This window comes from Campylobacter sp. RM6914 (assembly GCF_004803835.1).
Lineage (GTDB): Bacteria > Campylobacterota > Campylobacteria > Campylobacterales > Campylobacteraceae > Campylobacter_A > Campylobacter_A californiensis.
Map to the genome: position 1 here is coordinate 357,665 of NZ_CP012545.1, position 26,039 is coordinate 383,703.

General features: G+C 38.9%; 26 protein-coding genes and 2 pseudogenes. 5 read left to right on the forward strand and 23 right to left on the reverse strand.

Annotated elements, in window-relative coordinates; all coding sequences use genetic code 11:
• Position 1 precedes the first annotated feature (1 nt).
• The 12 genes and pseudogenes from CCAL_RS09520 to lepA form a co-directional block, all read right to left on the reverse strand.
• Positions 2-535: pseudogene (locus CCAL_RS09520) on the reverse strand (cache domain-containing protein); the annotation flags it as partial.
• Positions 536-699: 164 nt separating this feature from the next.
• Positions 700-1,722 (reverse strand): uroporphyrinogen decarboxylase, encoded by a 1,023-nt coding sequence (gene hemE, locus CCAL_RS01885; RefSeq protein WP_170017244.1) that lies wholly within the window; start codon positions 1,720-1,722, stop codon positions 700-702.
• A gap of 139 nt (positions 1,723-1,861) precedes the next feature.
• Complete coding sequence (locus tag CCAL_RS01890; RefSeq protein ID WP_169938787.1) at positions 1,862-2,371, reverse strand: YqhA family protein; 510 nt, start codon at positions 2,369-2,371, stop codon at positions 1,862-1,864.
• Positions 2,372-2,534: 163 nt separating this feature from the next.
• Complete coding sequence (locus CCAL_RS01895) at positions 2,535-3,569, reverse strand: aspartate-semialdehyde dehydrogenase (protein ID WP_169938785.1); 1,035 nt, start codon at positions 3,567-3,569, stop codon at positions 2,535-2,537.
• Between the two features lie 71 nt (positions 3,570-3,640).
• Positions 3,641-4,867, reverse strand: a pseudogene (locus CCAL_RS01900) (sigma-54-dependent transcriptional regulator); the annotation flags it as partial.
• A complete protein-coding gene (locus tag CCAL_RS01905; RefSeq protein ID WP_169938781.1) occupies positions 4,864-5,271 on the reverse strand; it encodes a hypothetical protein in 408 nt (135 codons plus the stop codon). The pseudogene CCAL_RS01900 and the gene CCAL_RS01905, both read right to left, overlap by 4 nt.
• Positions 5,247-5,741, reverse strand: a complete 495-nt coding sequence (locus tag CCAL_RS01910; protein ID WP_169938779.1) for an LPP20 family lipoprotein — start codon at positions 5,739-5,741, stop codon at positions 5,247-5,249. Before CCAL_RS01910 ends, CCAL_RS01905 begins: the two co-directional genes overlap by 25 nt.
• A gap of 36 nt (positions 5,742-5,777) precedes the next feature.
• A complete protein-coding gene (gene gyrA, locus CCAL_RS01915) occupies positions 5,778-8,378 on the reverse strand; it encodes a DNA gyrase subunit A (protein ID WP_170000552.1) in 2,601 nt (866 codons plus the stop codon).
• A gap of 61 nt (positions 8,379-8,439) precedes the next feature.
• Positions 8,440-9,009, reverse strand: coding sequence for a ComF family protein (locus CCAL_RS01920; protein WP_170017240.1), 570 nt, complete (start codon positions 9,007-9,009; stop codon positions 8,440-8,442).
• Positions 9,009-9,566 carry a YajG family lipoprotein gene (locus tag CCAL_RS01925; protein ID WP_170017238.1) on the reverse strand — a complete coding sequence of 186 codons (558 nt, stop codon included), beginning with the start codon at positions 9,564-9,566 and terminating at the stop codon, positions 9,009-9,011. Before CCAL_RS01925 ends, CCAL_RS01920 begins: the two co-directional genes overlap by 1 nt.
• Positions 9,567-9,575: 9 nt before the next feature.
• Positions 9,576-10,286 carry a hypothetical protein gene (locus CCAL_RS01930; RefSeq protein ID WP_170017236.1) on the reverse strand — a complete coding sequence of 237 codons (711 nt, stop codon included), beginning with the start codon at positions 10,284-10,286 and terminating at the stop codon, positions 9,576-9,578.
• Between the two features lie 28 nt (positions 10,287-10,314).
• Positions 10,315-12,111 (reverse strand): translation elongation factor 4, encoded by a 1,797-nt coding sequence (gene lepA / locus CCAL_RS01935; protein ID WP_169938794.1) that lies wholly within the window; start codon positions 12,109-12,111, stop codon positions 10,315-10,317.
• A 379-nt stretch (positions 12,112-12,490) separates the two neighbouring features.
• On the opposite strand from lepA, the gene CCAL_RS01940 reads away from it, so the two are divergent.
• Positions 12,491-12,826 carry a DsbA family oxidoreductase gene (locus tag CCAL_RS01940; RefSeq protein WP_170017234.1) on the forward strand — a complete coding sequence of 112 codons (336 nt, stop codon included), beginning with the start codon at positions 12,491-12,493 and terminating at the stop codon, positions 12,824-12,826.
• On the opposite strand, the gene CCAL_RS01945 is transcribed toward CCAL_RS01940, so the two are convergent.
• From CCAL_RS01945 to CCAL_RS01970, 6 genes are read right to left on the reverse strand one after another with little or no spacing between them, the layout of a single operon-like run.
• Entirely contained in the window at positions 12,770-13,642 is an 873-nt protein-coding gene (locus tag CCAL_RS01945) for an ABC transporter six-transmembrane domain-containing protein (protein WP_170017232.1), read from the reverse strand. The two genes, CCAL_RS01940 and CCAL_RS01945, sit on opposite strands and share 57 nt — an antisense overlap.
• Positions 13,639-14,304, reverse strand: coding sequence for an energy-coupling factor ABC transporter ATP-binding protein (locus CCAL_RS01950; RefSeq protein ID WP_170017230.1), 666 nt, complete (start codon positions 14,302-14,304; stop codon positions 13,639-13,641). Before CCAL_RS01950 ends, CCAL_RS01945 begins: the two co-directional genes overlap by 4 nt.
• Positions 14,301-14,951, reverse strand: a complete 651-nt coding sequence (locus tag CCAL_RS01955; protein WP_170017228.1) for an energy-coupling factor transporter transmembrane component T — start codon at positions 14,949-14,951, stop codon at positions 14,301-14,303. The genes CCAL_RS01950 and CCAL_RS01955 overlap by 4 nt, the downstream gene beginning before the upstream one ends.
• The gene (locus CCAL_RS01960; protein ID WP_170017226.1) at positions 14,948-15,352 is read right to left on the reverse strand and encodes a hypothetical protein; all 405 of its coding nucleotides are present in this window, start codon (positions 15,350-15,352) and stop codon (positions 14,948-14,950) included. Before CCAL_RS01960 ends, CCAL_RS01955 begins: the two co-directional genes overlap by 4 nt.
• Entirely contained in the window at positions 15,349-15,933 is a 585-nt protein-coding gene (gene cbiM / locus CCAL_RS01965; RefSeq protein WP_170017224.1) for a cobalt transporter CbiM, read from the reverse strand. Before cbiM ends, CCAL_RS01960 begins: the two co-directional genes overlap by 4 nt.
• Positions 15,933-16,685 (reverse strand): DUF4198 domain-containing protein, encoded by a 753-nt coding sequence (locus CCAL_RS01970; RefSeq protein ID WP_172285034.1) that lies wholly within the window; start codon positions 16,683-16,685, stop codon positions 15,933-15,935. The genes cbiM and CCAL_RS01970 overlap by 1 nt, the downstream gene beginning before the upstream one ends.
• A 171-nt stretch (positions 16,686-16,856) precedes the next feature.
• On the opposite strand from CCAL_RS01970, the gene CCAL_RS01975 reads away from it, so the two are divergent.
• From CCAL_RS01975 to CCAL_RS01985, 3 genes are all read left to right on the forward strand, one after another.
• Positions 16,857-17,492 (forward strand): NAD(P)-dependent oxidoreductase, encoded by a 636-nt coding sequence (locus CCAL_RS01975; RefSeq protein WP_170017220.1) that lies wholly within the window; start codon positions 16,857-16,859, stop codon positions 17,490-17,492.
• 9 nt (positions 17,493-17,501) lie between these two features.
• Positions 17,502-17,876, forward strand: a complete 375-nt coding sequence (locus CCAL_RS01980) for a cupin domain-containing protein (RefSeq protein WP_169938753.1) — start codon at positions 17,502-17,504, stop codon at positions 17,874-17,876.
• A 292-nt stretch (positions 17,877-18,168) separates the two neighbouring features.
• A complete protein-coding gene (locus tag CCAL_RS01985; protein WP_170017218.1) occupies positions 18,169-18,591 on the forward strand; it encodes an Rrf2 family transcriptional regulator in 423 nt (140 codons plus the stop codon).
• A gap of 33 nt (positions 18,592-18,624) precedes the next feature.
• On the opposite strand, the gene CCAL_RS01990 is transcribed toward CCAL_RS01985, so the two are convergent.
• The 4 genes from CCAL_RS01990 to sdhA all read right to left on the reverse strand — a co-directional run bounded on the left by CCAL_RS01990 (position 18,625) and on the right by sdhA (position 23,761).
• The gene (locus CCAL_RS01990) at positions 18,625-19,551 is read right to left on the reverse strand and encodes a ribose-phosphate pyrophosphokinase (protein WP_170017216.1); all 927 of its coding nucleotides are present in this window, start codon (positions 19,549-19,551) and stop codon (positions 18,625-18,627) included.
• 531 nt (positions 19,552-20,082) lie between these two features.
• Complete coding sequence (sdhE, locus tag CCAL_RS01995) at positions 20,083-20,946, reverse strand: 8-methylmenaquinol:fumarate reductase membrane anchor subunit (protein WP_169938891.1); 864 nt, start codon at positions 20,944-20,946, stop codon at positions 20,083-20,085.
• Entirely contained in the window at positions 20,943-21,917 is a 975-nt protein-coding gene (gene sdhB / locus CCAL_RS02000; protein WP_172285035.1) for an 8-methylmenaquinol:fumarate reductase iron-sulfur subunit, read from the reverse strand. The genes sdhE and sdhB overlap by 4 nt, the downstream gene beginning before the upstream one ends.
• The gene (sdhA, locus tag CCAL_RS02005) at positions 21,917-23,761 is read right to left on the reverse strand and encodes an 8-methylmenaquinol:fumarate reductase flavoprotein subunit (protein ID WP_170016166.1); all 1,845 of its coding nucleotides are present in this window, start codon (positions 23,759-23,761) and stop codon (positions 21,917-21,919) included. Before sdhA ends, sdhB begins: the two co-directional genes overlap by 1 nt.
• A gap of 217 nt (positions 23,762-23,978) precedes the next feature.
• On the opposite strand from sdhA, the gene CCAL_RS02010 reads away from it, so the two are divergent.
• Positions 23,979-24,872, forward strand: a complete 894-nt coding sequence (locus tag CCAL_RS02010) for a LysR family transcriptional regulator (RefSeq protein WP_170016168.1) — start codon at positions 23,979-23,981, stop codon at positions 24,870-24,872.
• 23 nt (positions 24,873-24,895) lie between these two features.
• Here CCAL_RS02010 and CCAL_RS02015 read toward each other — a convergent pair whose 3' ends face one another.
• A complete protein-coding gene (locus tag CCAL_RS02015) occupies positions 24,896-25,993 on the reverse strand; it encodes a CinA family protein (RefSeq protein ID WP_169999846.1) in 1,098 nt (365 codons plus the stop codon).
• Positions 25,994-26,039: the final 46 nt, after the last annotated feature.

Here is a 26,039-nt window from a genome sequence, read left to right on the forward strand (position 1 = left end):
CAAGTAAAATATCAGAGGCAACGACTGAGGACAGTTTACCGTTTTTATAAATAGGCGCGGTTAGCGAAATGGCTAGGTGGTTGCCTGTTGAAGTTATGTAGGCATCGGTTATGGTATTTTTCCCGTTTTGTGCGGTTTGTTTATACCAGCCACGAGCTCTTGGATCGTAGCCATCGCTTGGCCATTGGTTTTTGTTATTTGAGCGAAGCATTCTGCCGTTTTCTTCAAAACCCATATAAAATAGTGCAAAGTCGGCAGATTCTTGGCCTGTTTTTAAGACGCTTAAAATTTCGTCTTCTGACATATCTTTATCTTTTAGTTTTCCGGCTAAAAAATTTATAGGTCTAAATTTGGAAACAAAATAGCTATTTAGGTAATTTATACTATTTTCTACGACATTGTATTGCGAAGAGAGAACAAGTTTGTTGGTCTCCTTCTTGACGAAGAAAAAGTTGGTAAATGAAAATATGCTAAGCCCTGCAACCAAGCACACACTAATCCACAGCACGACACTTTTTACGAGTTTTGAGCCCATAATTTATCCTTTTTTGTAGTATAAAAGTAATTTATTTTTAACAGCATTTTATAAGATTGGCATTATATAACGTAACAACTTACATATTACTTTTATTAAAATTTATGTGTCATTTGGAAAAAATTTATTTTTAAGATGATGCCGGCTTTAAACCGGCATTTGGTTTATCTTCTGCTGTCTTCTTGTACTTTTTTTATAAAGTATTTTGCATGCTCGACTGGTATATCAGGAAGTATGCCGTGACCTAGGTTGAAGATATGAGGAGCGCCTTTCATGGCTTTAAGCACGTGTGATACGCCTTCGTCAATGGCTGTTTTGCTATAAAGACGTGTTGGTTCCATATTGCCCTGAAGGACGTATTTTGGGCTTAGCTTTTCACGTGCGGTTTTTATCGGAGTGCTCCAATCAACACCAAAAACATCAAAATTTCCAGAAATTTTATCCAAATAACCGCTTATGCCTTTTGGAAATACGATAACCGGAATTTGAGGAAATTCACGTTTGATTTCATCCACGATTTTAATGATATATTTCCAACTAAATTCAAAAAATGCACTCTCTTCAAGAGCGGCAGCCCAGCTGTCAAAAATTTGTATAGCATTTACTCCCGAACGAATTTGCTCTTTTGCGTAACCGATACAAGCGGCAGTAACTTTATCTAAAATTTGATGCAAAAGTTCAGGGTTTGAATAGAGCATTTTTTTGCAGATCGCGTAAGTTTTTGTGCCTTGGCCCTCTATCATATATGTAGCAAGCGTCCAAGGAGCACCCAAAAATCCTATCAAAGCCTTATCGGCAGCTAAATTTTGGCGTGTTAGCTTGATAGTATCGTAAACATAGGTTAAATTTTTAACAGCTTTTGCGCTATCAAGCTTTTCTAAGTCCTCTAGGTTTTTAACGGACTCGTCAAATACAGGACCTTCGCCTTTTATAAATTTAAGCTCCATGCCCATCTCAAGTGGAACTACCAAAATATCGCTAAAAAGTATCGCGGCATCAACGCCTAAAATATCAACAGGCTGTATCGTAACTTCGCTGGCTTTTTTATAATCCTTGCAAAGCGATAGAAAATCCCCGGCTTGCGCTCTAACTTGCATGTATTCTGGTAGGTAGCGACCGGCTTGACGCATCATCCAAACGGGAGTATAAGGAGTTGGTTTTTTTAAGCAGGCATCAATAAAAATCATGCTTTTCCTTTATTTTTAAGATTGTTAGATTATATAGAAAAATAGCATATATTAAGATTAATCCGCATTTGCAGGGCTGGCGTTTGTTTAACGCCAATGAGGCAGGGCATAAAAGGCAAAATTTGAAGATGGGTCCAAATCAATGTGAACCGCCTTTGTGCAAAAAGTAAAGTCCAACACAAAGCGCAAGTATAGAAGCTGCAAGATATGCCATCTCAAGTGGAGTTGTGAAATTTGCATGCAAGACGCGTTGGAAGAAATTTACGATCAAAACCATTACGATAACTTTTGCTAGTTTGTCTTTTAGCTCATCAAGAGAGTGCACCTCAAGGACGTTTGAGCTTTTGTCGGTTTTTAGCTCGTCTATCTCGCTTATAAACAGCTCATAAATGCCAAAGCTAAATATAAAAAGCACAAGTGCCATGAGGTATAAGTCGATTGCTCCGACTATTACGCCGACGATATCGGAGTGAAAATCATCAGGATGAAATCCTTTAAAAAAGTAAGCATATACGTCGCCAAAAACAACTAAAACATCATAACTTGCGATGATAAAAAGCACTATGGCTCCAAGTAGACAAAAGATAACCGGAAGTATCGTAAATGCGTTACTTGCGATCATTAATCTCTCAAAAATTCTTTTAAGCATTGTTTTCCTTTGAAATTTATAAAGGCGGTATTCTATAAAAATTTGGCTTAATTTACTAAATTTTATCAATAAATAAATTTATAAAACCAAAGAAGTGAGGCTTTGTAAATTTATATACGTGGTTAAATTACTAGCTATGAAATTTCATAGCTAGTTTATTGCATTAAAGAGCGTTTTCTGGAAGTTCTATCCATTTTTGAGCGATCCTAACAGCATTTGTAGCAGCTCCTACTCGGATCTGATCGGCGCTACACCATAGGTGAAGAACATTTGGTCTATAGTTATCTACGCGAATTCTTCCTACGTAAGTGTCGTTTGTATCGGTAGAGTGAAGAGGCATCGGATACTCTTTTTTGCTCGGGTTATCAAGCACTATAAGGCTTGGAGCTTTGCTTAAAATTTCTTTTGCATGAAGAGCGTCTACATCTTTTGCAAAGTGGATAGTTATGGCTTCTGAATGGCTTCTAAGAACAGGCACGCGAACACAAGTTGCGCTTACTTCCATGTTTTTGTGTAGTATTTTTTGTGTTTCGTTGACCATTTTCATCTCTTCTTTTGTGTAGTCGTTGTCTAAAAACACATCGATATGAGGTATAACGTTAAATGCTAGGCGATGCGCAAATACTTTTGGCTCGCACTCGTCAAGTTTAAATTCAAAGAATTTTTGCATTTGAAGCACTAGCTCCTCCATGCCCTCTTTGCCTGCTCCAGAGGCTGCTTGGTAGGTGCTTACATCAACTCTTTGGATATCGTAAACATCATCAAGAGGTTTTAAAATTTGCACCATTTGAATAGTTGAGCAGTTTGGATTTGCAATAATACCGCGTGTTTTCCATAAAGCTATGTCTTGCGGGTTACACTCTGGAACAACCAAAGGCACATCCGCATCCATTCTAAAATGGCTAGTATTATCTATAACTACAGCACCGCTAGCAGCCGCTAGTGGAGCAAATTTAGCAGAAACCGAGCCTCCCGCGCTAAAGAATGCGATATCTACCTCATGCTCTTCAAACACACTCTCGGTTAGCTCTACCACCTTATACTCTTTGCCGCCAAATTCCACCGACGAGCCAGCGCTTTTAGCGCTTGCAAGAGGTAAGATATTTGCAACCGGAAAATCAACTTCTGCTAAAACATTTAAAAGCTCTTCACCGACCGCACCTGTTGCGCCGACTATAGCAACATTGAATTTTCTCATTCAAACTCCTTTAAATTATATATTTTTATCTTCTCTTTTAGTTTATTTTCACTTAAATTTAATATCTCGCAAGCTTCCTTTAAATCACCCTCAACACTACGCAAAACATCTGCAAAAAGCTCTCGCTTTTTATCTGAAATTTCTTGTTTTTTCCTGCTTTTTATAAAAAGGTCTTTGGCTGTTATCTCGTCATTTTCACTAAGTATCGCCGCTCGCTGGATGATAGAGATGAGCTCTCTAATGTTTCCCGGAAAGTCGTATCCTAAGAGTTCATCTTTTGCTTCTTGGCTAAAAAATTTATTCGCAAAACCATACTGAGCGCAAACATCTTCGAGCGTTTTTTCTGCGATAGGTATGATCTCTTCTTGACGCTCTCTTAAAGGAGGGATTAAGACAGGGATGGTATTTAGTCGATAAAACAGATCTTCTCTAAATTTACCGCGAGATATCAAGCTTTCTAAATTTGCATTTGTCGCACAAACTATGCGCACATCGATACTCGTGCTTTTTGTCGCGCCAAGCCTTGTTATCTCGCGCTCTTGAAGTGCGCGTAAAAGTTTTGGCTGTAAATTTATAGGCATTTCACCTATCTCGTCTAAAAATAGTGTTCCGCCATTAGCTAGCTCAAATTGTCCCTTTTTGGCTGCTGCAGCGTCGGTAAAAGCACCCTTTTCAAATCCAAAAAGTTCGCTTTCTATTAAATTTTCAGGTATCGCCGCCATATTTAGAGCGATAAATGGTTTGTTTGCCCTGGGTGAGTTTTTGTGGATAAAATTTGCAAATACCTCTTTGCCAACTCCACTTTCTCCAAAAAGCATGATGCTAACATCGGTTAAGGCTGCTTTTTTAGCGATATTTAGTGCGGACTTTAAAGATGGTGAAACATGAGTAAACTCGTCACTATTTTGTGTTTTAGCTTCTTTTGCTTGTGTAAAATTTGGCGCTTTTTGTTTTAAAATTTCAACTCTTTTTATGGCATCATAAAGAGTTTGAGCATCAAAAGGCTTGGTTAAAAAGTCCTTTACTCCAAGTCTTACACTTTCTATGGCTTTGTTTAAAGTGGCGTTTCCTGTGATAATGATGACATCAAATTTGCCGTCAAGAGTTTTGATAAATTCTATCCCATCCATACCGGGCATATTTATGTCGGTTACGATAACATCGGTGTCTTCTCCCATCTTTTTGAGAGCCTCAGCCGCGCTTTTGTAGCTTTTGATATTTAGTTCTTCATACTCTGCAAGTGCGAGTTCGAGAGATTTTCTCATGTTTATATCATCTTCAACGATAACTACATTCATCTATCTTCCTCGCTTTTAAATACCCCAATAATAGCCGATTTTGGCTTAAATTCTATTATAAATCTTATCGGCGGTATTTTAAAATTTGAAGTTTGTGTGATGTCGTTATTTCTCTTGCGAAATTCGCTTTTTACGTCCACTCTTTGCAGTGAAAAGCAGTTGAAAATTTTGTCTTTATGAAGGTTTAAAAATTCTATAACAGTTGAGTTGTTATCGAGCGTTTCGTCTATCTCGCAAAGAAATTTTAAATCGCCTTTGTATTTTAAAACCATAGCTCTTGAAAATGAAATTTCTTCAGATGTTACGACATGATTTGTTGTGTTTATATTAGCCCAGAAGATAAATTCTTCCGAGCTAAACATTAAATTTATAAGAGATATTAGTAAGAAAAGACTTCGCGCCACTTATCTTGGTCTATCCTAAGCTCCATATTGACCTTGTAAAGTCCGTCTTTAAAGCTCTCGTTAACGATTCTCGCGTTTTTAACAAGACCTTGCACTTTAGAAGTGATAGAAGAGTCTGAAAGCATAGCGTCTCTAACCGTATCTTCGGCATTGATCTTAACTCCGTAAAGTTTGCCTGCAAGCTGACTGTAGGCATCAGCCATTGCTGCGCGTTTTGCTAAAGTGACTGACTGTGCGTGAGATACCGAGTTAAGAGGAGCTATGCCCTCGCCAACTGCCCTAAATGTAGTCTCGGCAGGGGCTGCGTCATAGATCATCTTCTCTTTTTTCATGACCTCTCTAAGATCGTCTTTGTCGACTTTTTGAACTATGATCTCGCGTTTTGGCTCATCGGCAAAAAAACCGTTAAATGAACAACCGCTAAAAAGCGCAACAAAAGCACATATAAGCAGAGCTTTGATTTTAATCATACTTTAACCTTTAAAATTTTTTCTTTAAAGCAAATTTTATTCCAAAAGACCTTCGTCTTCAGACTCTTCTATGTCGTCTTCACTTTCGGTTTTTGGACATTTTGCTATACTTACAACATCGTCTCCATCGACATTTACGACGATGACACCACTTGTGTTGCGTCCCGCTTTACGTATACTTTGCATATCTACGCGTATCATCTTGCCACTTGATGTAAGCGCCATCAAGTCAGCTTCGTCATCAACCATTACAACGCCGATGAGATCTCCTGTGCGGTTTGTGAGCTTCATGCAGATAACGCCTTTGCCGCCACGGTTTGTTAGGCGGTACTCTTCTGCAGTGGTTCGCTTGCCTATACCTTTTTGAGATATGCTTAAGATTTCTTGTTCGTTGTTTTCTATAACTGCTGCACCTACGACCTCGTCGTTTAGCTCTTTAAATTTAATTCCTGTTACACCTCTTGCGGTTCTTCCCATTTGGCGAACTTTGCTTACATTAAATTTAAGGCACATACCTTTTTTGGTGACGATAAATAGCATTTTTTCACCGCTTAAATCATCACTCTCTAGGTTTTCATCAGTGTTTTCGTCATTTAAAATTTCGGGTTCTATAACTTGCTCTGCGTCATTTGTTATCTCTTGTTCTGGCACGAAATCATCATCGTTTTCTACTATAAGTGCCGTTACTAACTCATCGTTGTCATCAAGACTTATAGCTCTTACGCCGATAGAGCGGATGTTTTTAAACTCGCTTAAATTTGTGCGTTTTACTATACCGTTTTTGGTAAAGAATGCAAGAGATTTATTCTCCGCAAAGTCGGTTGTGGGGATGATCGCTTTTATCTTTTCTTCGGCTTGAAGCTGTATTAAATTTACAACCGCTTTGCCTTTTGCCGTGCGACTTCCTTCAGGGATCTTGTAAACTTTTAGCCAGTAAAGCTGTCCGCGGTCTGTTATAAACATAAGCGTATCATGCGTGTTGCTCGTAAAGAAGCTTTCTATGAAGTCGTCATCATATGTTGTGACTGCTACTTTGCCTTTACCGCCGCGTTTTTGCTTTTCGTATTGTTTACTTGGCACGCGTTTGATATATCCACGGTGAGTGATGGTTACGACCATATTTTCGTTTGGTATCAAATCCTCTATATCGATATCGTCATAGTCATCAACGATCTCTGTTATACGAGGGACTTTAAATTTGGAGCGAATTTCGATTAGCTCTTCGCGTATTAAATTCTCAAGTAAAACCTCGCTTTTTAGAATTTCATCAAGTCTTGCGATCTCAGCCATTAGCTCTTTTAACTCATTATCTAGCTTCTCACGCTCAAGTCCGGTTAGCTTGCTTAAACGCATGTCAAGTATGGCATTTGATTGAAGTTCACTAAGTCCGAATTTTGACATAAGTCCTTCGCGAGCCACGCTTGTGTCGGCGCTGTTTCTGATTAAAGATATGACCTCGTCTATATTGTCAAGGGCGATTTTTAGACCTTCTAAGATATGCGCTCTTGCTTTTGCCTTTTCTAGGTCAAAAATTGTTTTTCTAATTATTACTGTTTTTCGGTGATTTAAGAATAAATTTAAAAGCTCTCTTAGAGAGAAAATTTTTGGCTCTTTGTTATCGATAGCAAGCATTATCACGCCAAAGGTGCTTTCCATCGTGGTCGATTTAAAGAGGTTATTTAATACAATATCGCTCATCGCATCACGTTTTAGCTCGATAACTACGCGGATACCCTCTCTGTCTGATTCATCACGAACTTCGCTAATGCCTTCGATCTGCTTTTCTTTTACTAAGTCGGCGATCTGCTCGATAAGACGCGCTTTATTGGTTTGATAAGGTAGCTCGTCTATAATGATAATGTCTTTGTTTTGCTTCTTTTCTATATGAGTTTTTGCGCGAAGTTTAACACGACCGCGTCCTGTGCGGTAGGCTTCAATAATGCCTTTTTTGCCAAAGATGATACCACCTGTCGGGAAATCAGGGCCTTTTATGTGTTGCATTATCTCTTCAAGTGAGGCATTTTTGTTATCAAGAAGCAACAAAAGACCATCCACGAGCTCATCAAGACTGTGTGGCGGTATATTTGTAGCCATACCGACGGCAATACCGCTTGAGCCGTTTAGAAGTAGGTTTGGCACACGGCTAGGAAGAACGTCAGGTTCGCTTGTGCTATCGTCGTAGTTTGGGATAAAGTCAACTGTATCCTTGTCTATATCGCGCAAAAGCTCTTCTGCCAAGATAGTCATCCTAGCTTCGGTATAACGCATCGCAGCTGCGCTATCGCCGTCAACTGAGCCAAAGTTACCTTGCCCGTCAACGGTAGGATATCTCATAGAAAAGCTTTGTGCCATCCTTACAAGTGCGTCGTAAACTGCGGTATCACCGTGCGGGTGATATTTACCGATGACGTCACCCACGATACGAGCAGACTTTTTATACGGACTTCTTGAGCCTACGCCAAGGTCGTTCATTGCGTATAAAATTCTTCTATGAACCGGCTTTAGTCCGTCTCTTGCGTCAGGCAAAGCACGACCGATGATAACACTCATGGAGTAATCAAGATAACTCGCCTTTATCGAATCCTCGATATCTACAGCCTCAATCTCTTGGTTTATGTTTAAAATATTATCTTCCATTTTTATCCTTAAAATTAACTCCTAGATTTTATCTAAAATTTAATAAAACCTTGCTAAATAATTAATACCTTGCATCTGCTAAAACTAGACCGAAAAGCACTTCAAAACCGGCTTTTTCAAGTGCGCTTTTGGCTTCTATCATCGTTGTTGCGGTAGTTATGATGTCATCAACCAGGATTACAGGGTATTTTGGTGACTTTAAAATTTTAAAATTTCTTGGATTATCTTGCCTAAATTTTGTGCTTTTCCCGGAGTAGGTTACTTTTGACGTAGCGTGCAAAACATGATATATCGGGCGTAGATTTTTGCTTGACATAGCTTTTGCAAGTATGGCTGTGTGAGAGTAGCCGTGCAAGATATGATCGTCTATAGCAACGACATTTGCTTTTAAATTTAGAGTAAAATTTTTTGCAAATTTCTTAAAACTTAAATTTGCAAGAGCTTTGTAGACGAAGCTTCCGTGAAATTTATGTTTTGAGTGGATTAAATTTTTGATTGCAGAGTATTCGTAAAAGCTGTAAATTTTAAAACCTTCAACTTCGCGAAGTGCTAATGTAGGCTCTTTTAAGCTAAACTCGCAAATTTTGCAAAATGTAAATATACTAAAAGAGCCGCAGTTAAGACAAAACATCAGCTGTTTAAAATTTGTATCGCAACTCTTTTTACGGCGTCATTTATCATATCTCGTAGTAGTGTTTTAAAGGCGTTTCCTGACGGTATAAGCTCAAATTTTGTCTGTTCGTTTGAGATATTTTTTGTTATGGTTGTTTCGCCTTTTTGGATTTTAAGTAGAATTTTTATATTGCCACGAGTGTTATCTGAGGCAAATCCACTCATATTTGCGCTAAATTCGTTTATATAAATTTCTGCGACCACTCCGCTTAAATTTCCTACATTTGCGCCGTTTGCCTTAAGTTCTGTCGTTAGAGCCTCATTAAACCAGCTTGCTAGGTCGTTTTGCAACATGACATACTCTTTGACGCTGCCTTTACTGTCTGTTATCGTAGCGACTACGCTTTTGTTTTTGCGGTTATCATGGATGTTTGCGATATAGACATCTTTATAGCTTGTTTTGGAGGCGGCTTTGGTGTTGTAAGGCTCTAAATTTACCACACTTTGAGTTGGTGAACATCCGCTAAAAGCCAGCAAGGCAAGTAAGGCCGCAAATAATATCTTTAAATTCTTCATCTTAGCTCCTTAAATTTTTGAAATTTCACCGGCTACTTTGATCGCAGCTTGTTTTACTAAAAGTGCAACAAAGAAGTCAAAGTCTTTGGCTTGATTTGCATTTAGGCGTTTGACTTGTTGCTTTGTTGAAATTCCTAAATTTCTTTTAAAATTTATATTAGAAATGACTAAATTTCCGCTTAATCTGCCGCTTAAAATTTTACTGTCGTAGTCATAAGTCGCCCAGAAATTCCTAAAGTCAAAATCAAGTCTGTATGTATATGGCGATGTTTGTGTACCAACTACTAAAATTCCTCTGGAATTTAGCTCATCTTCTAAAAAGGTATAAAACAATGCTTCAAGGCTTGGTCTTGTGTCATAAAGCCATTTTTGGTCATATTTGTTAGTATACTCTATCCCTTTTGCACTCTCTCTGCCGTCTGTTATGCGGTGGATATATACTTTTTTAAGTCCGATGTCTGTATCTATTAAATTTTTAGACAAGCAACACTTTATCGCGACATCGCTTGTGTATTCGCGTCCGTTTATGGTTATGGTTTTAGCAAGAAAATTTTGACTACATTCGCTACAATCCACCTTAAGTCGCATGACTTCGTTAAATGCTGTTTTAGTCTCATCATCCATCTTGTATCCGTGCTCGGTGCCAAAAAATTTATATCCGCAACCGCTTAAAAACAGCGTTACAAATAAAGCTAAAAATAAATTTTTAAACCAAAACATCACATCTCCTTAAGGTTGTATATCTTGTTTAGTCTATCTTTAAAACGCTCAAAAACGCCTCTTGCGGTAAATTTACCTTTCCTATGGCTTTCATGCGTTTCTTGCCCTCTTTTTGCTTCTCAAGCAGCTTTCTTTTACGTGTTATATCGCCACCGTAACATTTTGCCGTTACGTTTTTACCCATTGATTTTACCGTCTCGCGTGCGATAACTTTGTTGCCGATACTTGCTTGGATAGCTACTTCAAAAAGTTGTCTAGGCACTATCTCTTTCATGGCTTTTACAAAGTCTCTGCCCTTGGTTTGCGCCTTGCTTTCAGGTACGATGATAGATAGAGCATCCACTGTCTCTCCGGCTACTTTTATGTCAAGTTTTACTAGATCTCCGATACGATAATCGCTAGGCTCATAGTCAAAGCTAGCATATCCTTTTGTGCTCGATTTTAACTTGTCATAAAAGTCCATAACAATCTCGTTCATCGGTATATCATACTCAAGTAAAACACGTTCTGGCGTTATGTAGTCCATCTTGGTTTGCATACCACGGCGGTTATTTAGAAGCGTGATGATATTACCCAAAAATTCGGTCGGTGTGATAATGGTTGATTTGACATACGGCTCTTTTATGTGTTCGATTTTATTGACGGCAGGAAGTTGGCTTGGGTTTTGAATTTGTGTTATGACGCCGTCTGTTTGCACTACTTCGTATGTAACGGTTGGCGCGGTTGCGATTAAGTCTAGGTTAAACTCTCTCTCCAAGCGCTCTTTTACGACTTCCATGTGAAGCAAGCCTAAAAAGCCCACCCTAAAGCCAAATCCTAGTGCGATAGAAGTTTCAGGCTCGTAGCTTATCGAGCTGTCATTTAGCTTTAGCTTATCAAGCGCGTCGCGCAGATCTTCAAATTTATCGGTTTCTATCGGATAAAGTCCTGCAAACACAAAAGGTTTTGCCCTCTCAAAGCCGCCTATGGGCTCTTTTGTAGGGGTTTTTGCCGAGGTTATGGTATCTCCGACTTGCACATCACTAACATTTTTAAGACCTAAAACCACTACGCCTACTTCGCCTGAATTTATGGCAGAAGTTTTTATAGGAGCTATCGGGTTTGGATACATTAGGTCTAATACGATGTGTTTTTTACCTGTTCCCATGACTAAAATTTCATCGTTTTTTGAAATTTTACCGTCATATACGCGAACAAGTGCAAGTGCGCCAAGGTAGTTATCAAACCAACTATCATAAATCAGCGCCTTTGTCGGGGAATTTTCATTTGAAACAGGAGCAGGGATCCTTGTAGATATAGCTTCAAGTAGCTTGTCTATGCCGATACCGCTTTTTGCACTAACTTCGATAGCGCCTGAGCAGTCAAGTCCGATGATGTGTTCGATCTCGTTTTTTACGCGCTCCGGGTCTGCTGCAGGGAGGTCGATCTTGTTGATTACGGGGATGATTTCTAGGTTGTTTTCAAGTGCGATGTAAACGTTTGCTATCGTTTGAGCTTCAACGCCTTGGCTAGCATCAACAACAAGCAATGCACCCTCACAAGAGGCAAGGGAGCGACTAACTTCATAGCTAAAGTCCACGTGTCCGGGAGTGTCGATAAGGTTAAATACGTAGTTTTCTCCATTAAGCTTATAGTCTAGTCTTACGCTTTGGGCTTTTATCGTGATACCGCGCTCTTTTTCTATATCCATAGTATCCATGATCTGCGATGTCATCTCGCGGTCGCTTACTGCTCCACACTCTTGGATAAGGCGGTCTGCAAGCGTGCTTTTACCGTGGTCGATATGGGCTATGATGCTAAAATTTCTGATGTTTTTCATACAAATTTTTACTTTATGTTAAATTTTTTGGCTTTTATATTGCCTAAATTTCAATTAAAAAGCGATAAATTAAGAGTTAATCATAAAATAGATAGATAGCAAAAATAGAAATTTATTTTGATTTTGTCTGTGCGTTTTGCTATATTGGCAAGTGGAGCAATTTTAAATGCAAAATAGTATAGAAGCAGTTTGTGGGGATTAGTGCGCAAAGAGCGTATCTGGAAAATACCGCAAAAACAAGGCTGAGGCAATGGAGATGATATGCGGTATAGAGTATACGGCTAAGAGAGTGGACATCGATACAAACTATGAAAAGGTGCAAAATCACTAATTTTTGACGTTCGCAGGTTGTAAAAATTCGCCCAAGAAAAAAGGATGTAGTGATGTGGCTAGTGAAGCTATTTTTAAGGTGTATTTTATCGAAAATTCTTTGCTTTCAGAGCAAGTAAATTTGGTTGAAATTGCTAAGCAAATCGGGTTAAACGAGAGTCAAACACCAGAAATTCTAAACTCAGACAGATGCAAGCAAGAGATAAGCGACGATGAAGAAAAAGCCTATAAAATGGGTATTTCGGCGGTGTCATTTTTTATCATTGATGATAAATTTAGCATATCAGAAGCGCAAGGAACACCAGATATGCCAGAAGTGATAAAAGGGCAAAAGCTATTCTTTTATATCGCCATCAAGCTCTATACTTACACGTTTGCCGATGTCTTTTAGCTTGCTAAATTCTTCTATGAGCTTTGGTGCGTCATCAAGGCTAATCGCAAATGTCCAAAGATAGGTAAGCACGGAGTAGATATGTCCTGCGTTTGCGTTGTTGCTTGATAATAAAAATATAGCTAGGCTAAATAGTATCGCCGCACTTACGCCGATGATAAAAAAGCTCATCGCTTCGCGGTTTGAGATGCGAATACGAAGGCGTGAAAGTATGCCGTAGTGACGCGTAAGTATGTACTCATCGCCTGCATTTATGCGTTTTGCTTCGCGTTCAAGTTGGTTGTTTAGCTTTAGATAAAGCCTTTCGTTTTTGGCGATATACTTTGGCAGTAAAATAGCAAATATAACAAGCAAAACGCAAACTGCCAAACCCACGTAAAACTCAATAAATAAAAGCATTATCGCTGAGCCAAATATCGAAACAGCCGAGGTAAAAAGCATAGGGAAGTGTTGCTCGAAAAAGTCTACAAACTCACGTGATAAATTTGCTCTAGCAATGATAGTGCTTTCATCTTTTTTGGCTCGTTTTTCACTCATGATGACGCTTACGGCTAGTTCTGCGTAAATTTTGGTAAAGACCTGCGTATCCACTCTGCGTCTAACAGCGCCCAAGCCCCAGCCGATAAATACCATCGCCGAGTAGCTGAGTGCTAGTAGGGTGTTGCCATCCACTATCGCGTTTATAGCGATACCGGCAAGTATAGGATAGACTAGAAATAGTCCATTTTCAGCTAGAACTAAGCTAAAAGTGAAAAACAGCCTTTTAAAATTTTGTTTTGCTATAAAAAGCAGGGTTTTAAAAGCGCTTGGCTTCATAAAATCCCAGCCCTATCTTCGCTTAGTCCGTTTTCGTTTAGATAGTAGATTTTATCCGCGACATTTCGCACAAATTCTTTATCGTGAGATACGATGATTTGGCTTATGTCAAGGCTTTTTAGTATCTGCGTCAGTCTTGTTTGCATCTTAAAGTCAAGCGCGGTTGTCGGCTCATCAAGTAGTAAAATTTTAGGCTTTGAGATGAGTACTCCAGCAAGTGCTACAAGCTTTTTCTCGCCACCTGAGAGGTGAAAGACTATCTTGTCTTTTAGGTGCCAGATACCAAAATGTTCCAAAATTTCCCTTGATTTCTCCACCGCTTCATCTTTATCCACACCTCTTGAAAGTAGGCTAAATGCCACGTCCTCAAGCACTTTTGGGTAGATGAACTGATTGTCGCTATCTTGAAACAGATAGCCTATCTCGCCCCTATATTTTTTAAAGCTATCAAGATTTAACATAGGTTCGTGAAACAGCTCGATGACACCGCCACTAGCGTTTCTAAGCCCTGCGATAGTCTCAAGAAGCGTGGTTTTGCCTGAGCCATTTGCGCCGATTATGGCTATCTTTTCTTTATGTGAGACGTTTAAATTTACTCCGCTAAATAGTAAATTTTCATCCGCACAAACTGATAAATTTCTGATAGTCACCGAACAGCTCAAACCAAAACTCCAACTCTAAAAATCACTGCCACCAAAACAGAAGCAAACAGTATAATATCATAAAAACCTATCTTTTTTGCCCCGTCAAGCTCATAAAATTTACACTCGAAGCCACGCGTTATCATCGCTTTTTCAAGCATATTTGCACTGTGAAACGCCTTTAAAAATAGCATAGCAACGACGTTCGCGTATGTTTCATAGGTAAAAAGCGAGGTTTTACGCACAAAGGCACGTGCTTTTAGCGTCATTTTTATCCTTGAAAGCTCGCTCGTTAGCATCTCGATAAATCTAATGCTAAAGTAAACCAAGTAGCTTACCTTTCCACCAAGTCTTAGCCCTGATACGCCTCTTGCAATGTCGTAGTAGTTCGCGCCATAAAAGAGCAGTCCGCCAAAAAGCAAGATGAGGTTTGACCTTATAAAGATAAGTAGGGCTAAGTCGTAGTTTTGTGATAGCATGACGCTAAGTGCGACAAAAACGATAAATAAATTTAGAAAGACAACCCTCTTTATAACGGCAAAAATGATGCTGAAATTTAGGGCAAAAAGAAGCAGTAATGGCAAAAGAAAACTTGCATAAATAGTGCTTGAAAGTGCGACAAATATACTAAATATACTAAAAGATACTATCTTTATAGATGAATTCATCTGCGCCTTTTTATGATATAAAGTGCGCCAAAAACTGCGAAAATGATAGCAAGTGAGCTTATAAATTTAAGTATAAAATCGCTCTCTTGTGGCTCATCTGCTGCTACGTTTGACATATCAGCTACGAAATTTATGCGCTTTTCGTGCGCTAGTGAGCCATCGACAAAAATTTCAAATTTATCCGCTTTTATTTCTAGTCTAGCCATGCCTTTATCATCTGTTTTTGTACTTTGTATGACCTTGCCATCCGCTATGATACTAACCTCACATCCCTTGCAAGGCGAACTCGCGTTAAAGTAGCTCTTTATCTCTACAAAATTTCCATCTTGTCTAGCAAAAACCTTTAGCACATGAGCGTCTGCGAAATTTAAAAAAAGGACAAAAACTAGCCAAAATTTCATCTAAGCAGATCCTTATTTACCTTATATATAAAGCCGATGCCAAAGAGACTTATCACGCCCTCGATAGCCATGAGGGCAAAGTTTGAAGCTAGTGCTAGACCTGCGACGGCTACAAATTCCTTGCCATTTAGCACCAAAACACCGCTAAGCGTGAGGGCTGAGACGAGTATAGGCACAAATCCCGCCAAAAACCAGCAAAATTTTTGATACTTCATAAATGAAAGATGCAAAAAATACCTACCTAAAATCGCAGGAAGCGCGAGAACCAGCAGGTTTACCCCAAGTACGCTTATGCCACCATATCCAAAAAATAGAGCTTGTAAAAATAGCGCGATAAGCACTGCAAGAACAGCGTTCATGCCCAAAAATGCGCCGACTAAGCCGCTTAAGATAAGGTGTATGGAGGTTGGCCCAAGCGGTACGTGGATAAATGAGGCGATAAAAAATATCGCGCTCATACAGGCTATTTTAGGTATATCTTTAACCTCTAGTTTGTAGACTAGGTATGCGCTAAGCGCACCCGCTACGACGTTTGCAGGTATGATGATCTGGGGCAGTAGTACCCCTTCGCCTATGTGCATTACTTATACTCTTTGGTCTCTACCCAGATGACTCCGCCGATCTCCACCGGATACTCTTTGCCATCCTTTTTGATAGTCTCATCATCCTCTATAAGCGCGGCAAATCCCCACCATCCAGCAAGTGGCATAACAAAGCTAAACTCGCCTCTCTCGTTTGTCTTAACTTCTTGTGTTATAAAGTCCTCGCCTGGTGCTTTGACCTTGCCCTTGTCGTTGTAGTACTCGACCTCGACTATCACGCCTTTTGCCGGTTCGCCCTTGTACATAACTACGCCGGTAAAGATATTGCCCTTATATAGTCCGTAAGGCCTAGTGAGTGGCACTATCTCAGCCTTTAACCCTATAGGCTCGTCCCAGCCCTCGCCAAAGCCGTATGCGTTTACTACGGTTTTGCTTATGTGTCTTATAAATGTATCCTCGGCAGGCTCAAAATACGGTGCAGGATCTACGAAAAACTGATAAACTCCAGGCTCTTTTATCTCATAAGTAGCTTCGTGATACCTCAACTCGCCCTCTTTTTTCTCTACCAAATTTGTAAAATTTTGCTTTTTACCAGCGGTAAATACCCCAGCCACCTTTGGCTTTTGCATATCCATCATCTCATTTTCAAAAGGATGGTTAAATTTATAAACTATCTTTTGAGTCGCATTTGACTGATCATCTATCGTAGAATTTGATGGTAAAGCCACGCCAAAGTGTGCAAACGCTGAAGTAGCGCAAAGAAGCATCGCTGATATAAGTGTTTTATTCATTTATTACCCTTTCAAAAAAAATATTACGAAATTATGCATGTTAAATACTTAAAAATAGCTGATATAAAATTATTTTTATTGTAACTCTTGACATTACAACAAAAAGTGGTTATACTTCGCTCATCAGTTGTAACTAATATCATTACAACAAAAAATTTCAAGGAGAAAAAGATGAAAAAAGTAGCTGTTATAGGGGCAAATGGACAAGCGGGAGCTAGGATAGTAGATGAGGCGCTTCGCCAAGGATACGCAGTAACTGCAGTGGTGAGAAATAAAGAGTATAAAAACGACAAAGCAGGCGTGATATATAAGGATATAATGAGCCTTGAAAAGGCTGATTTAGCTGGATTTGACGCGGTGATAACTGCGTTTGGTACGTGGAGCGATGAGACTAGACACCTGCATACTGACGGTCTTTTGCACGTGGCTGACCTGCTAAGTGGTACTGATACACGCCTTTTGGTGGTTGGCGGTGCTGGTAGCTTGTATGTGGATGATGCTTTGAGTGTGAGACTTATCGATACGCCTGAGTTTCCAGCTGAGTATAAGCCAACGGCAAATGCGATGGCGCAGGGGCTTGACGAGCTTAGAAAGAGAGATGATGTAAAGTGGACTTATCTATCTCCAGCGGCTGAGTTTGAGGTGGATATGCCAAGAACTGGTGAGTATATCGTGGCTGGTGAGAAATTTACGCTAAATGAGAAGGGCGAGAGCGTGATAAGCTACGCTGACTACGCGATAGCGATGGTGGATGAGATAAAAAATGAAAAATTTATACAAAAGCGCTTTAGTATACTTGGGAAGTAAGGAGTTAAAATGTCAAACTACAAAATTGTATCAACCAAGAATGAGCCAAGAGTTGAGCTAAAAGAGGCTCTAAATTTAAGCGGCTGTGAGCTATCTATAAATGAATTTGGCGCAAACGTGAGTGTGCCATTTGTTCACTCGCATAAGCAAAATGAGGAGGTTTATCTAGTGCTTGAAGGTGGCGGAGTGCTGTTTATAGACGGCGAAGAGGTAGAGGTAAAAAAGGGCGATGCTATCCGTATCGACCCAGCTGGAAAAAGATGCTTTAAGACAGGAAGTAATGGTATGAAATATATCTGTATCCAAGCCAAAAAAGATAGCTTAGAGCAGTTTACTATGAGTGATGGCGTGATAAATGAGGACGTAAAGCCTAGTTGGTTGTAAAATTTAAAAGCTTTGACGGCTAAATTTGATATATTTACTCACTCAAAGCGGACGCGACGCCCTAACGGCACTAAAAATAGGCTTCATTTCGTTTAGTACTATTTTTAGGCGCGTAGCTTTTTGCTCATAAAATATCAAATTTATCTAAAAAGTAACCTTGAAATAAATATTCAAGACAGAGTGGGTATAATTTAGTTAAAATCACACCGTTTGCAAGTGTGCATACGTGTTGTATGTAACCTCAGCAAATGGTAAGATTTTGATTAAAAGATATTCGGTATGGGGAATTTAAATGCAAATAGGACAAAAATTTTCTATCGCTATTCACATCTTACTTAGCTGTGAGTATTTTAAAGATGAAAAAAATACAAGCGAGTTTTTGGCTGATACGGTGGGGGCAAATCCAGTCATCATAAGAAATATCATAGCGCTTTTAAAACGCTCAAATTTAGTCATAACCAGAGCCGGGGTAGGTGGCATAAACCTAGCAAAAAGCCCAAGTGAAATTTCACTGTTTGATATATTTATGGCGGTAAACGATGGCGAAAGGGATATATTTAAAATTCATAAAAACTCACCACCACCTTGTCCGCTTGGAGGTAAGATCCAAAGTCTTTTAACACCAAAATTTAAAAGTGCCCAGCAAGCTATGTTTGATAGTCTTGCTAGCGCGAGTTTACAAAAATTACTTGATGAGTTAAATTTTGTGGAGTAAAACGAGGCTGTTTTTTAGCCTCGTTCATAAAATTTAAAATAGTGAGTTTACGCTCTCGTTGTGATAAATTCTTCTTATGGTTTCACCAAAAAGTGGTGCTACGCTTAGCACTTTTATACAAGGAAGCTCCTCTTTAAGAGGTATTGTATCAGTCACCACTAGCTCATCAAGATAGCCTTTGCCAAGGTTTTCATATGCGGCACCACTTAGCACCGGATGAGTACAAAACGCCATAACACTAGTTGCACCTTTTTCTTTAAAAACTTTTGCTGCTTTTACGATCGTTCCTGCTGTATCTATCATGTCATCTACTAGTATTACGTCTTTGCTGTTTACATCACCGATAACATTCATAACTTCGCTTTCGTTTGCTTTTTCGCGACGTTTGTCTACGATAACCATGTCAAGACCTAAATTTTTTGCCAGCGCTCTTGCGCGTGCAACACCGCCTACGTCAGGGCTTGCTACGATTGGATTTGGTAAATTTTTTGATTTTACATAGTCGGTAAACACAATGCTTCCATAAAGGTTATCTACCGGTATATCAAAAAAGCCTTGAATTTGACCGGCGTGTAAGTCCATGGTAACTACTCGGTTTATGCCTGCTGCTTGCATCATGTTTGCAACAAGTTTTGCGGTGATAGGCACTCTTGGAGCTGCTTTTCTATCTTGTCTAGCATAGCCAAAGTATGGGATAACTGCAGTGATCGAGCTAGCAGAACTTCTTTTTAAAGCGTCTGTTAATATTAAAAGTTCCATTAAATTTATATTTGCAGGGGCGCAGGTCGGTTGGACGACAAACACATCTTTTCCTCTTACGCTTTCGCCGATTTGCACACTTATTTCGCCATCGCTAAAACGCTTAATGCTTGCTTCGCTAAGTGGCAGGGAAAGATATTGCGCTATTTTTTTAGAAAACTCAGGATTGGCCGTTCCTGAAAAAATTTTATAACCTCTCATTTTTATAACCTTTTTTGGCATGAATTAATTCATATAATTTTAGCCTATCCCACCTTAAAAATCATCATGAAACAATCATGCAAGAGCTTGCTGGGATTAAAATTTAATTAGTATTGTTTATGATATTGCTGCTAGTATTAGTGGCATTATCGGTGTCATTAGTGTCATTAGTATATTGTGTTGTAGTTGTTAGATTAATTGATTATGTGACTAAGCATATATATAGGCTAGAATAATTAAATATAAATACATATGATAGCTTGCAGTGATTAAATATATAAGTTTTCTTCGTTTTTAAAAACCAACGACTTAAATTTAAACGCGTATAAAACCACTGATGAAAATTTAAGAAAAGTATAGTTTTAAAAACCAATGGCTTAAATTTAAACAGTAAATCTTTGAAACTATATTACAAGATAGTTTGGTAAATTAATTTTTAGGAGCAATTAGGGAATTTCTTCCCTAATTAATTATTTAATAGATAGGTAATCAATACTGATTGCTTAAGTATTGATTGTTTGATCTTTTTACTTAGCCTACTAATCTAGTAGCATCTTGTATATTTAGATCAAGTCCTAACTCTTTATTAGATAGACCAAGGGCAAGACCTACTAGTTGAGATAGGTGAATGATAGGTTTTCTAATGTTTGAGTTGTTTTCATCTTGATACCTCTCTTGGTAGATATCAAGTTGCATTTGGCATAGCGGGCAAGGAGTAACTACAACATCCGCTCCGTTACTATCTGCATTACCTACTATTTGACTTGACATCTTTCTTACTGATTTACCTGCTGGATAGCTAGCATGAAAGCCACAGCAATCAAGTCTTTTTTCAAATGGAACTATAGTAGCACCAAGTGCTTCAACTACCGCTTCAAAGCTCTTTGGATTAGTTGAGCTCTCTTTAGTTAGCTCACGTTCTGGTCTTAAAGAGTGACAGCCGTAAAATAGAGCTACTTTTAAATTTGAAAGAGGATTAACAACTTTTGCTTTTAAAGTATCTAGGTTTTGATAAAGCACCCATAAAAGGCTAGTTATCTCTGTATTGCCTTCGTATTTCATATTTCCTTCAGCCAGGAAGGTGTTTATACGATCTTTAGCGCCCTTATCAAGTGTGTTTTTAGCTTTTGTAAGGGTAAGCATACAAGTTGAGCATGTTGTTAGTATTGGCATACCCATCTTCTCACCAAGTGCTATGTTTCTAGCATTAGCTACTAAGCTAGCTATAGGATCAACACATTGAGCCTGGCTAGCACCACAGCAGCTCCAGCCTGGAATTTCATGTAGTGTTATACCAAGTATTGGAGCTATAGCCTCAAGTGACATCTTTGACTCTTTTGCGGCTTGGCTTAATACGCAACCCGGGAAAAATGCAAATTCTTTATTATTACTCATTTTATAGTTCCTTCTTTCTCTGCTTTTCTAGCTGCTTCTACCATCTTAACAAGCTCTGCGTGTCCTTCTATCTTCTCTCCGCCAAATATATGAAGAGGATTCATCTTGCCGGCTTTCATTAGGTTATAAGCGATATCTAGTTTAGTAGTATTTGCTAATACTCCCTCACTTCTAAGGGCTAGCTTGATCTCATTTAGTCTACCGTCACCCTCTACCATATCAAGTAAGAATGCCTCTGCGTGAGCAGGTCCCATTCCCTCATTTAGTCCTTTTTTCATAGCCATAACACGAAGTGACTCTATATCTCCGAATGAGCTTATACCTTTTGGACATCTATCAACACACTCTTGGCAGTGAACACAGTTCCATAGTCCATTAGCTATAGCAGGTTTTAGATGTATCATAGGATCTTTACTTCTTGAATCATCAGCAGCCCTATAAGCATGTGTAAATACAAATGGCTGCATATAATCACTCGCATCTGCTTCAAGTTTGTTACACTCAGATGCGCAACATCCGCATAGGATGCAGTCCCATTGCTTTTTGATAGCATCCACGTCTGCTTGCGTCTGAACACAACCTGTTTTTTCACTAAATTCTGATTTTGGTGTGATAGTTGGTTTTACTTTACGTAAATTTTCGATACTTGGCTCCCAGTCAACTACTAGGTCAGTTATGACTCTAAAGTTATTTAGAGGTGAAATTCTCATGCTTTCTGGGTTTTCATACTCTTCAAGTAGCTCTTCCATCTTTGTATCACAGGCAAGGTATGAGTGTCCGTTTACACGCACCGCACACGCACCGCATATCGCCATACGGCAAGCTGCAGTGAAGTTTAGAGTGATATCTTGTGTGCGTTTGATGTATTGAAGTAGGCTAAGTAGAGTTTGACCTTTGACTTCATCTATCCTAAGCTCATAAGTTGATTCGTATTTTTTCTTTCCGTCAAAACGTTCGATGATTATTTTCATTAGTATTTCCTCTCTTCGACTGGATATTTAGTGATAACGACGTCTTTATACGCAAGTGTCGGTTTGCCATCTTTTAGTGTAACGATGCTGTGTTTTAAGAAGTTTACGTCATCTCTTTTTGGATAGTCCTCTCTAAAGTGAGCGCCACGACACTCTTTGCGCTCAAGCGCGCCAAGACATGCACAACGAGCTAGCATGATAAGGTTACCAAACTCAAGGTAGTCAATGAGCGCTGTGTTGTAAGTCATGTTTGGATTTGGAATTTTTAGTGCGTCGTATTTTGCTTGGAACTCTTCTAGGCTTTTTGCGTGTGCTTCTAGCTTGTCGCCGGTTCTATAAATTCCCATGTTATCCCAGTTTTGTTTGCCAAATTCTTCTCTTAGGTCATACATCTCATTTGATGTGCCACCACTTGTTATCTCTTTAAATTTAGCTTGCCATTTTTGAGCTAGTTCGTGAGCGTGTTTACCTGAACCAAAGCCAGTTTGTTTTGAAGCATACTCACCAGCTCCCTCGCCTGCTAGTTTACCTGTTACTGTTGTATCAGTTAGGCTGTTACCACCTAGGCGGTTTGCACCATGTATAGAGGCACATGATGTCTCACCAGCGGCAAATAGACCAGGAAGATGAGTGCTCATATCATCAAATTTAGCTATTTCTATACCACCCATAGAGTAGTGGGCTGTCGGGCGGATAGGGATAGGCTCTTTTACTAAGTCCATACCGTCAAATAGTAGTCCAACGTGGCGGATTTGTGGTAGTTCGTTCATGATCTGCTCTTCGCTTAGGTGAGTAAGGTCAAGTAGTACATATGAGCTCATACCCTCGCCAAATGCGTTACCAAGTCTGATTTCTGTCTCGATAGAACGAGCAACGATATCACGAGGTGCAAGCTCCATACGTTTTGAGTATTTACTCATGAAACGCTCGCCTTTGTTGTTTATAAGCTTTCCACCTAGACCGCGTGCCGCTTCAGTAATAAGTGCACCACCAGTTCTTATACCTGTTGGGTGAAATTGAAGCATCTCTGGATCTTTAAACGCTAAACCAGCACGCAAAGCTGCTGCGATACCATCACCTGATGCGTTAAATGGAGTGCTTGTGCGGTTAAAGAAAACCCTTGTATATCCGCCAGTTGCTAAAACTACGGCTTTTGCAAGCACAGGAGTAACATCACCTGTTTGCATATCTAAAAGCACAGCACCTTCGCACTTATCGCCATCCATAGCAACATCAAGCAGGTAGTGATCTAGTAGAAATTTAACACCTCTTGTGATAGCCTCATCAAGACAGGTGTGCATAAGGATTGAGCCTGTTTTATCGGCTGCGTAGTTACAGCGCTCATATTTTGCACCACCAGCAAAACGGCGTGCTACTGTGTTGTTCTTTTGTCTGTTAAATGGCATGCCAGCGTAGTCTAGCTCATGGATAGCCTCTGTTGCTTTTTCAACAAATTTGATGATAGCGTCTTGATCGCCCAAAAAGTCGCTACCCTTTACTGTGTCATACGCGTGAAGCTCGTGGCTATCACCGTGTTCAAAGTCGATAACGCCGTTTATACCGCCCTCAGCCATACATGTCGCGTTTCTGGAAGGCATACCTTTGTTTACAACCACTACGCTTAAGTTTGGATACTTTTTTCTAACCGCAACAGCAGCTCTAAGTCCTGCTCCACCTGAGCCGATAACCAAAACGTCAACGCTTGGCAGGCCATCTTTGTTGCCGCTGTCTTTTTTATTGTCGGCAGCTAGCGCACTTACACCGCTACCGCTAGCAGCTAAAGCTCCGACGCTAATACAGGCGGATTGAAGAAAATCTCTTCTGGTAAATTTTTGTTCACTCATTGATAATCCTTTGAACTTTGAAATTTTTAATAATGGTAAAACCACACGCTTGTTCTGACATTTTTAAGCCCATTTTGATAAAGACTTTTATTTTTCTTAATTGATTAATTTAGTTTAAGAAATTAATTTCAGAATGGTAACTGAAAAATTAATATAAGTCAAATATTATTTTATATATAATTTCATAAGATTAAAATTATCAAAATAGGAGCCAGATATGAATTTGAGGCAGATGGAATTGGTTTTAAAAACAGCAGAACTAAAAAGTTTCACAAAAGCGGCAAATGAACTAAAAGTGCCACAGCCCTCGCTCTCGCAAAGTATATTAAATTTAGAAAAAGAGATAGGAATGCCTCTTTTTAACCGCACGACTAACCCCGTCTCTTTAACTCACGCGGGAGAGATTTACTGTCAAAAGGCAAGACTTGTTTTTGATATTTTAAATGATTTAAATTTGGAATTATCAGAGATGGGTGGAGCTAAAAGCGGTAAAATTCGTATAGGATTTTCTCAAAACGGATATATTATGACGCCGGATGTTTTGCCTAAATTTTGTAAGAAATTTAATAAAGCTAGCATTAAAATTTTACAAGTTTTTTCGACTTTAAAAATTCGAAAAATGTTGATAGATGACGAGATAGACCTTGGTATGCTTATACTTCCTATCGATACAGAGGGGTTAAAATATGAGATTATCAAAACGCAAGAGATGTTTTTAGCTCTACCGATCCTACATCCGTTGTCTCAAAAACACAAAGGTCAAAAAAATCCAAAAATTTCATTAAAAGACGTTAAGGATGAGAAATTTATACTTCCTAAACAAAATCAACGAAGTAGAATTTTGTTTGATGAAATTTTTAAAAGAGCAAACATTAAGCCTGAAATTCTTTGTGAAACAGAAACATTTGACATAGCAAATTCTATCGTCGCTTCAGGTGTTGGAGTATGCTTTACGATACCTGAGTTTATCAAAGAAGATAAAAAAGACAAGATAACCTTGTTTGACATTAACGAGCCAAGTCTTAACAAGACCCTTATATTAGCCTATAAAGAGGATAAAAAGCCTTCAAATTTAATGCTTGAGTTTATCAAAATGGCACAAGAGTGCTAAAAATTTAGCCTCTTTTTATAGATTTAACTAAAGAAAATTTCAGGCTTTAGTCTTAGCAAGCAAGCATACGCTCCAAGCGCGCTTTGCTCTCTTATGTAGCTTCTATTTCCGTTTAGAAGTAGCCTTTCTACGACGATATTTTTATCGCTAGACATTGCGCCTACAAAGACTGTTCCAACCGGCTTTTGCTCGCTTCCGCCATCAGGTCCCGCGATACCGCTTATAGCAAGTGCAAAGTCTGAATTTGCCGAATTTAAAGCACCGCTTAACATGGCTCTTACACACTGTTCGCTAACGGCTCCGTAGGTATTTAAAATTTCGTTATTTACACCAAGCCAGCTGTGTTTTATCTCGTTTGCGTAAGTTACTAACGAGCCGTCAAGTATTGCTGAAATTCCCCCAAATTTTGCTAGTCTAGCGACGGTTAAACCTGCCGTGCATGACTCGGCAAAGGTGATCTTTTTACCTGTTTTTATAAGTTTTTGTGCGATAAATTTAACAGGATCTCTTTCTTCGATTATCTTTTGTGAAAATAGAGTTCTTGTTCCTTGCATAAAGCCCTCTAATTGACCGAATTTATTTGCCTCGGCTCTGATTAAAACCATACTTTGCGTGCTTTGTGTGAGGTTGATCTTGATCTCGTAAGTCTTAGCAAGTGGCTCTAGTAAAATTTTTGCACTTTCGGCATCTATGTCAAAGAGGTTGAAGTAGCTAAAACTTCGATCATTTTTTAGTAAAAATTCGCCTATTTTTTCAGTTGGATTTGCTTTTATGAGGTTGATTTTTGCGTTGTTTAAATTTATGACAAAACTATTGTTCTTAAAATTTAAAACATTTTTTGGAACAAGGGTATTGGCGTCTTTTAGTTCAAGTGTATCTTCGCTTAAAGTAGCTAAAATTTTAGCAACCGTAGCAAATGAGTCATCTGAGCCAAATATGCTTAAAAGCTCATATCGCTTTGATAAATTTTCTATTAAAAACGGTAATTCTTTATTGTTTTTGGGGCTAAAATTTAGCTCGACAAGTTCGCCAAAGTGCTCCTCATAGCTTGAAAAAATATAACTTAAAAATTCGTTGTTTATGCGTAAATCATCGCCAATTATTAAAATAGCATCCTTCATATTAACTCCTTTTTGGTTTAATTATAGCATTTTTTATCTCTTTGGC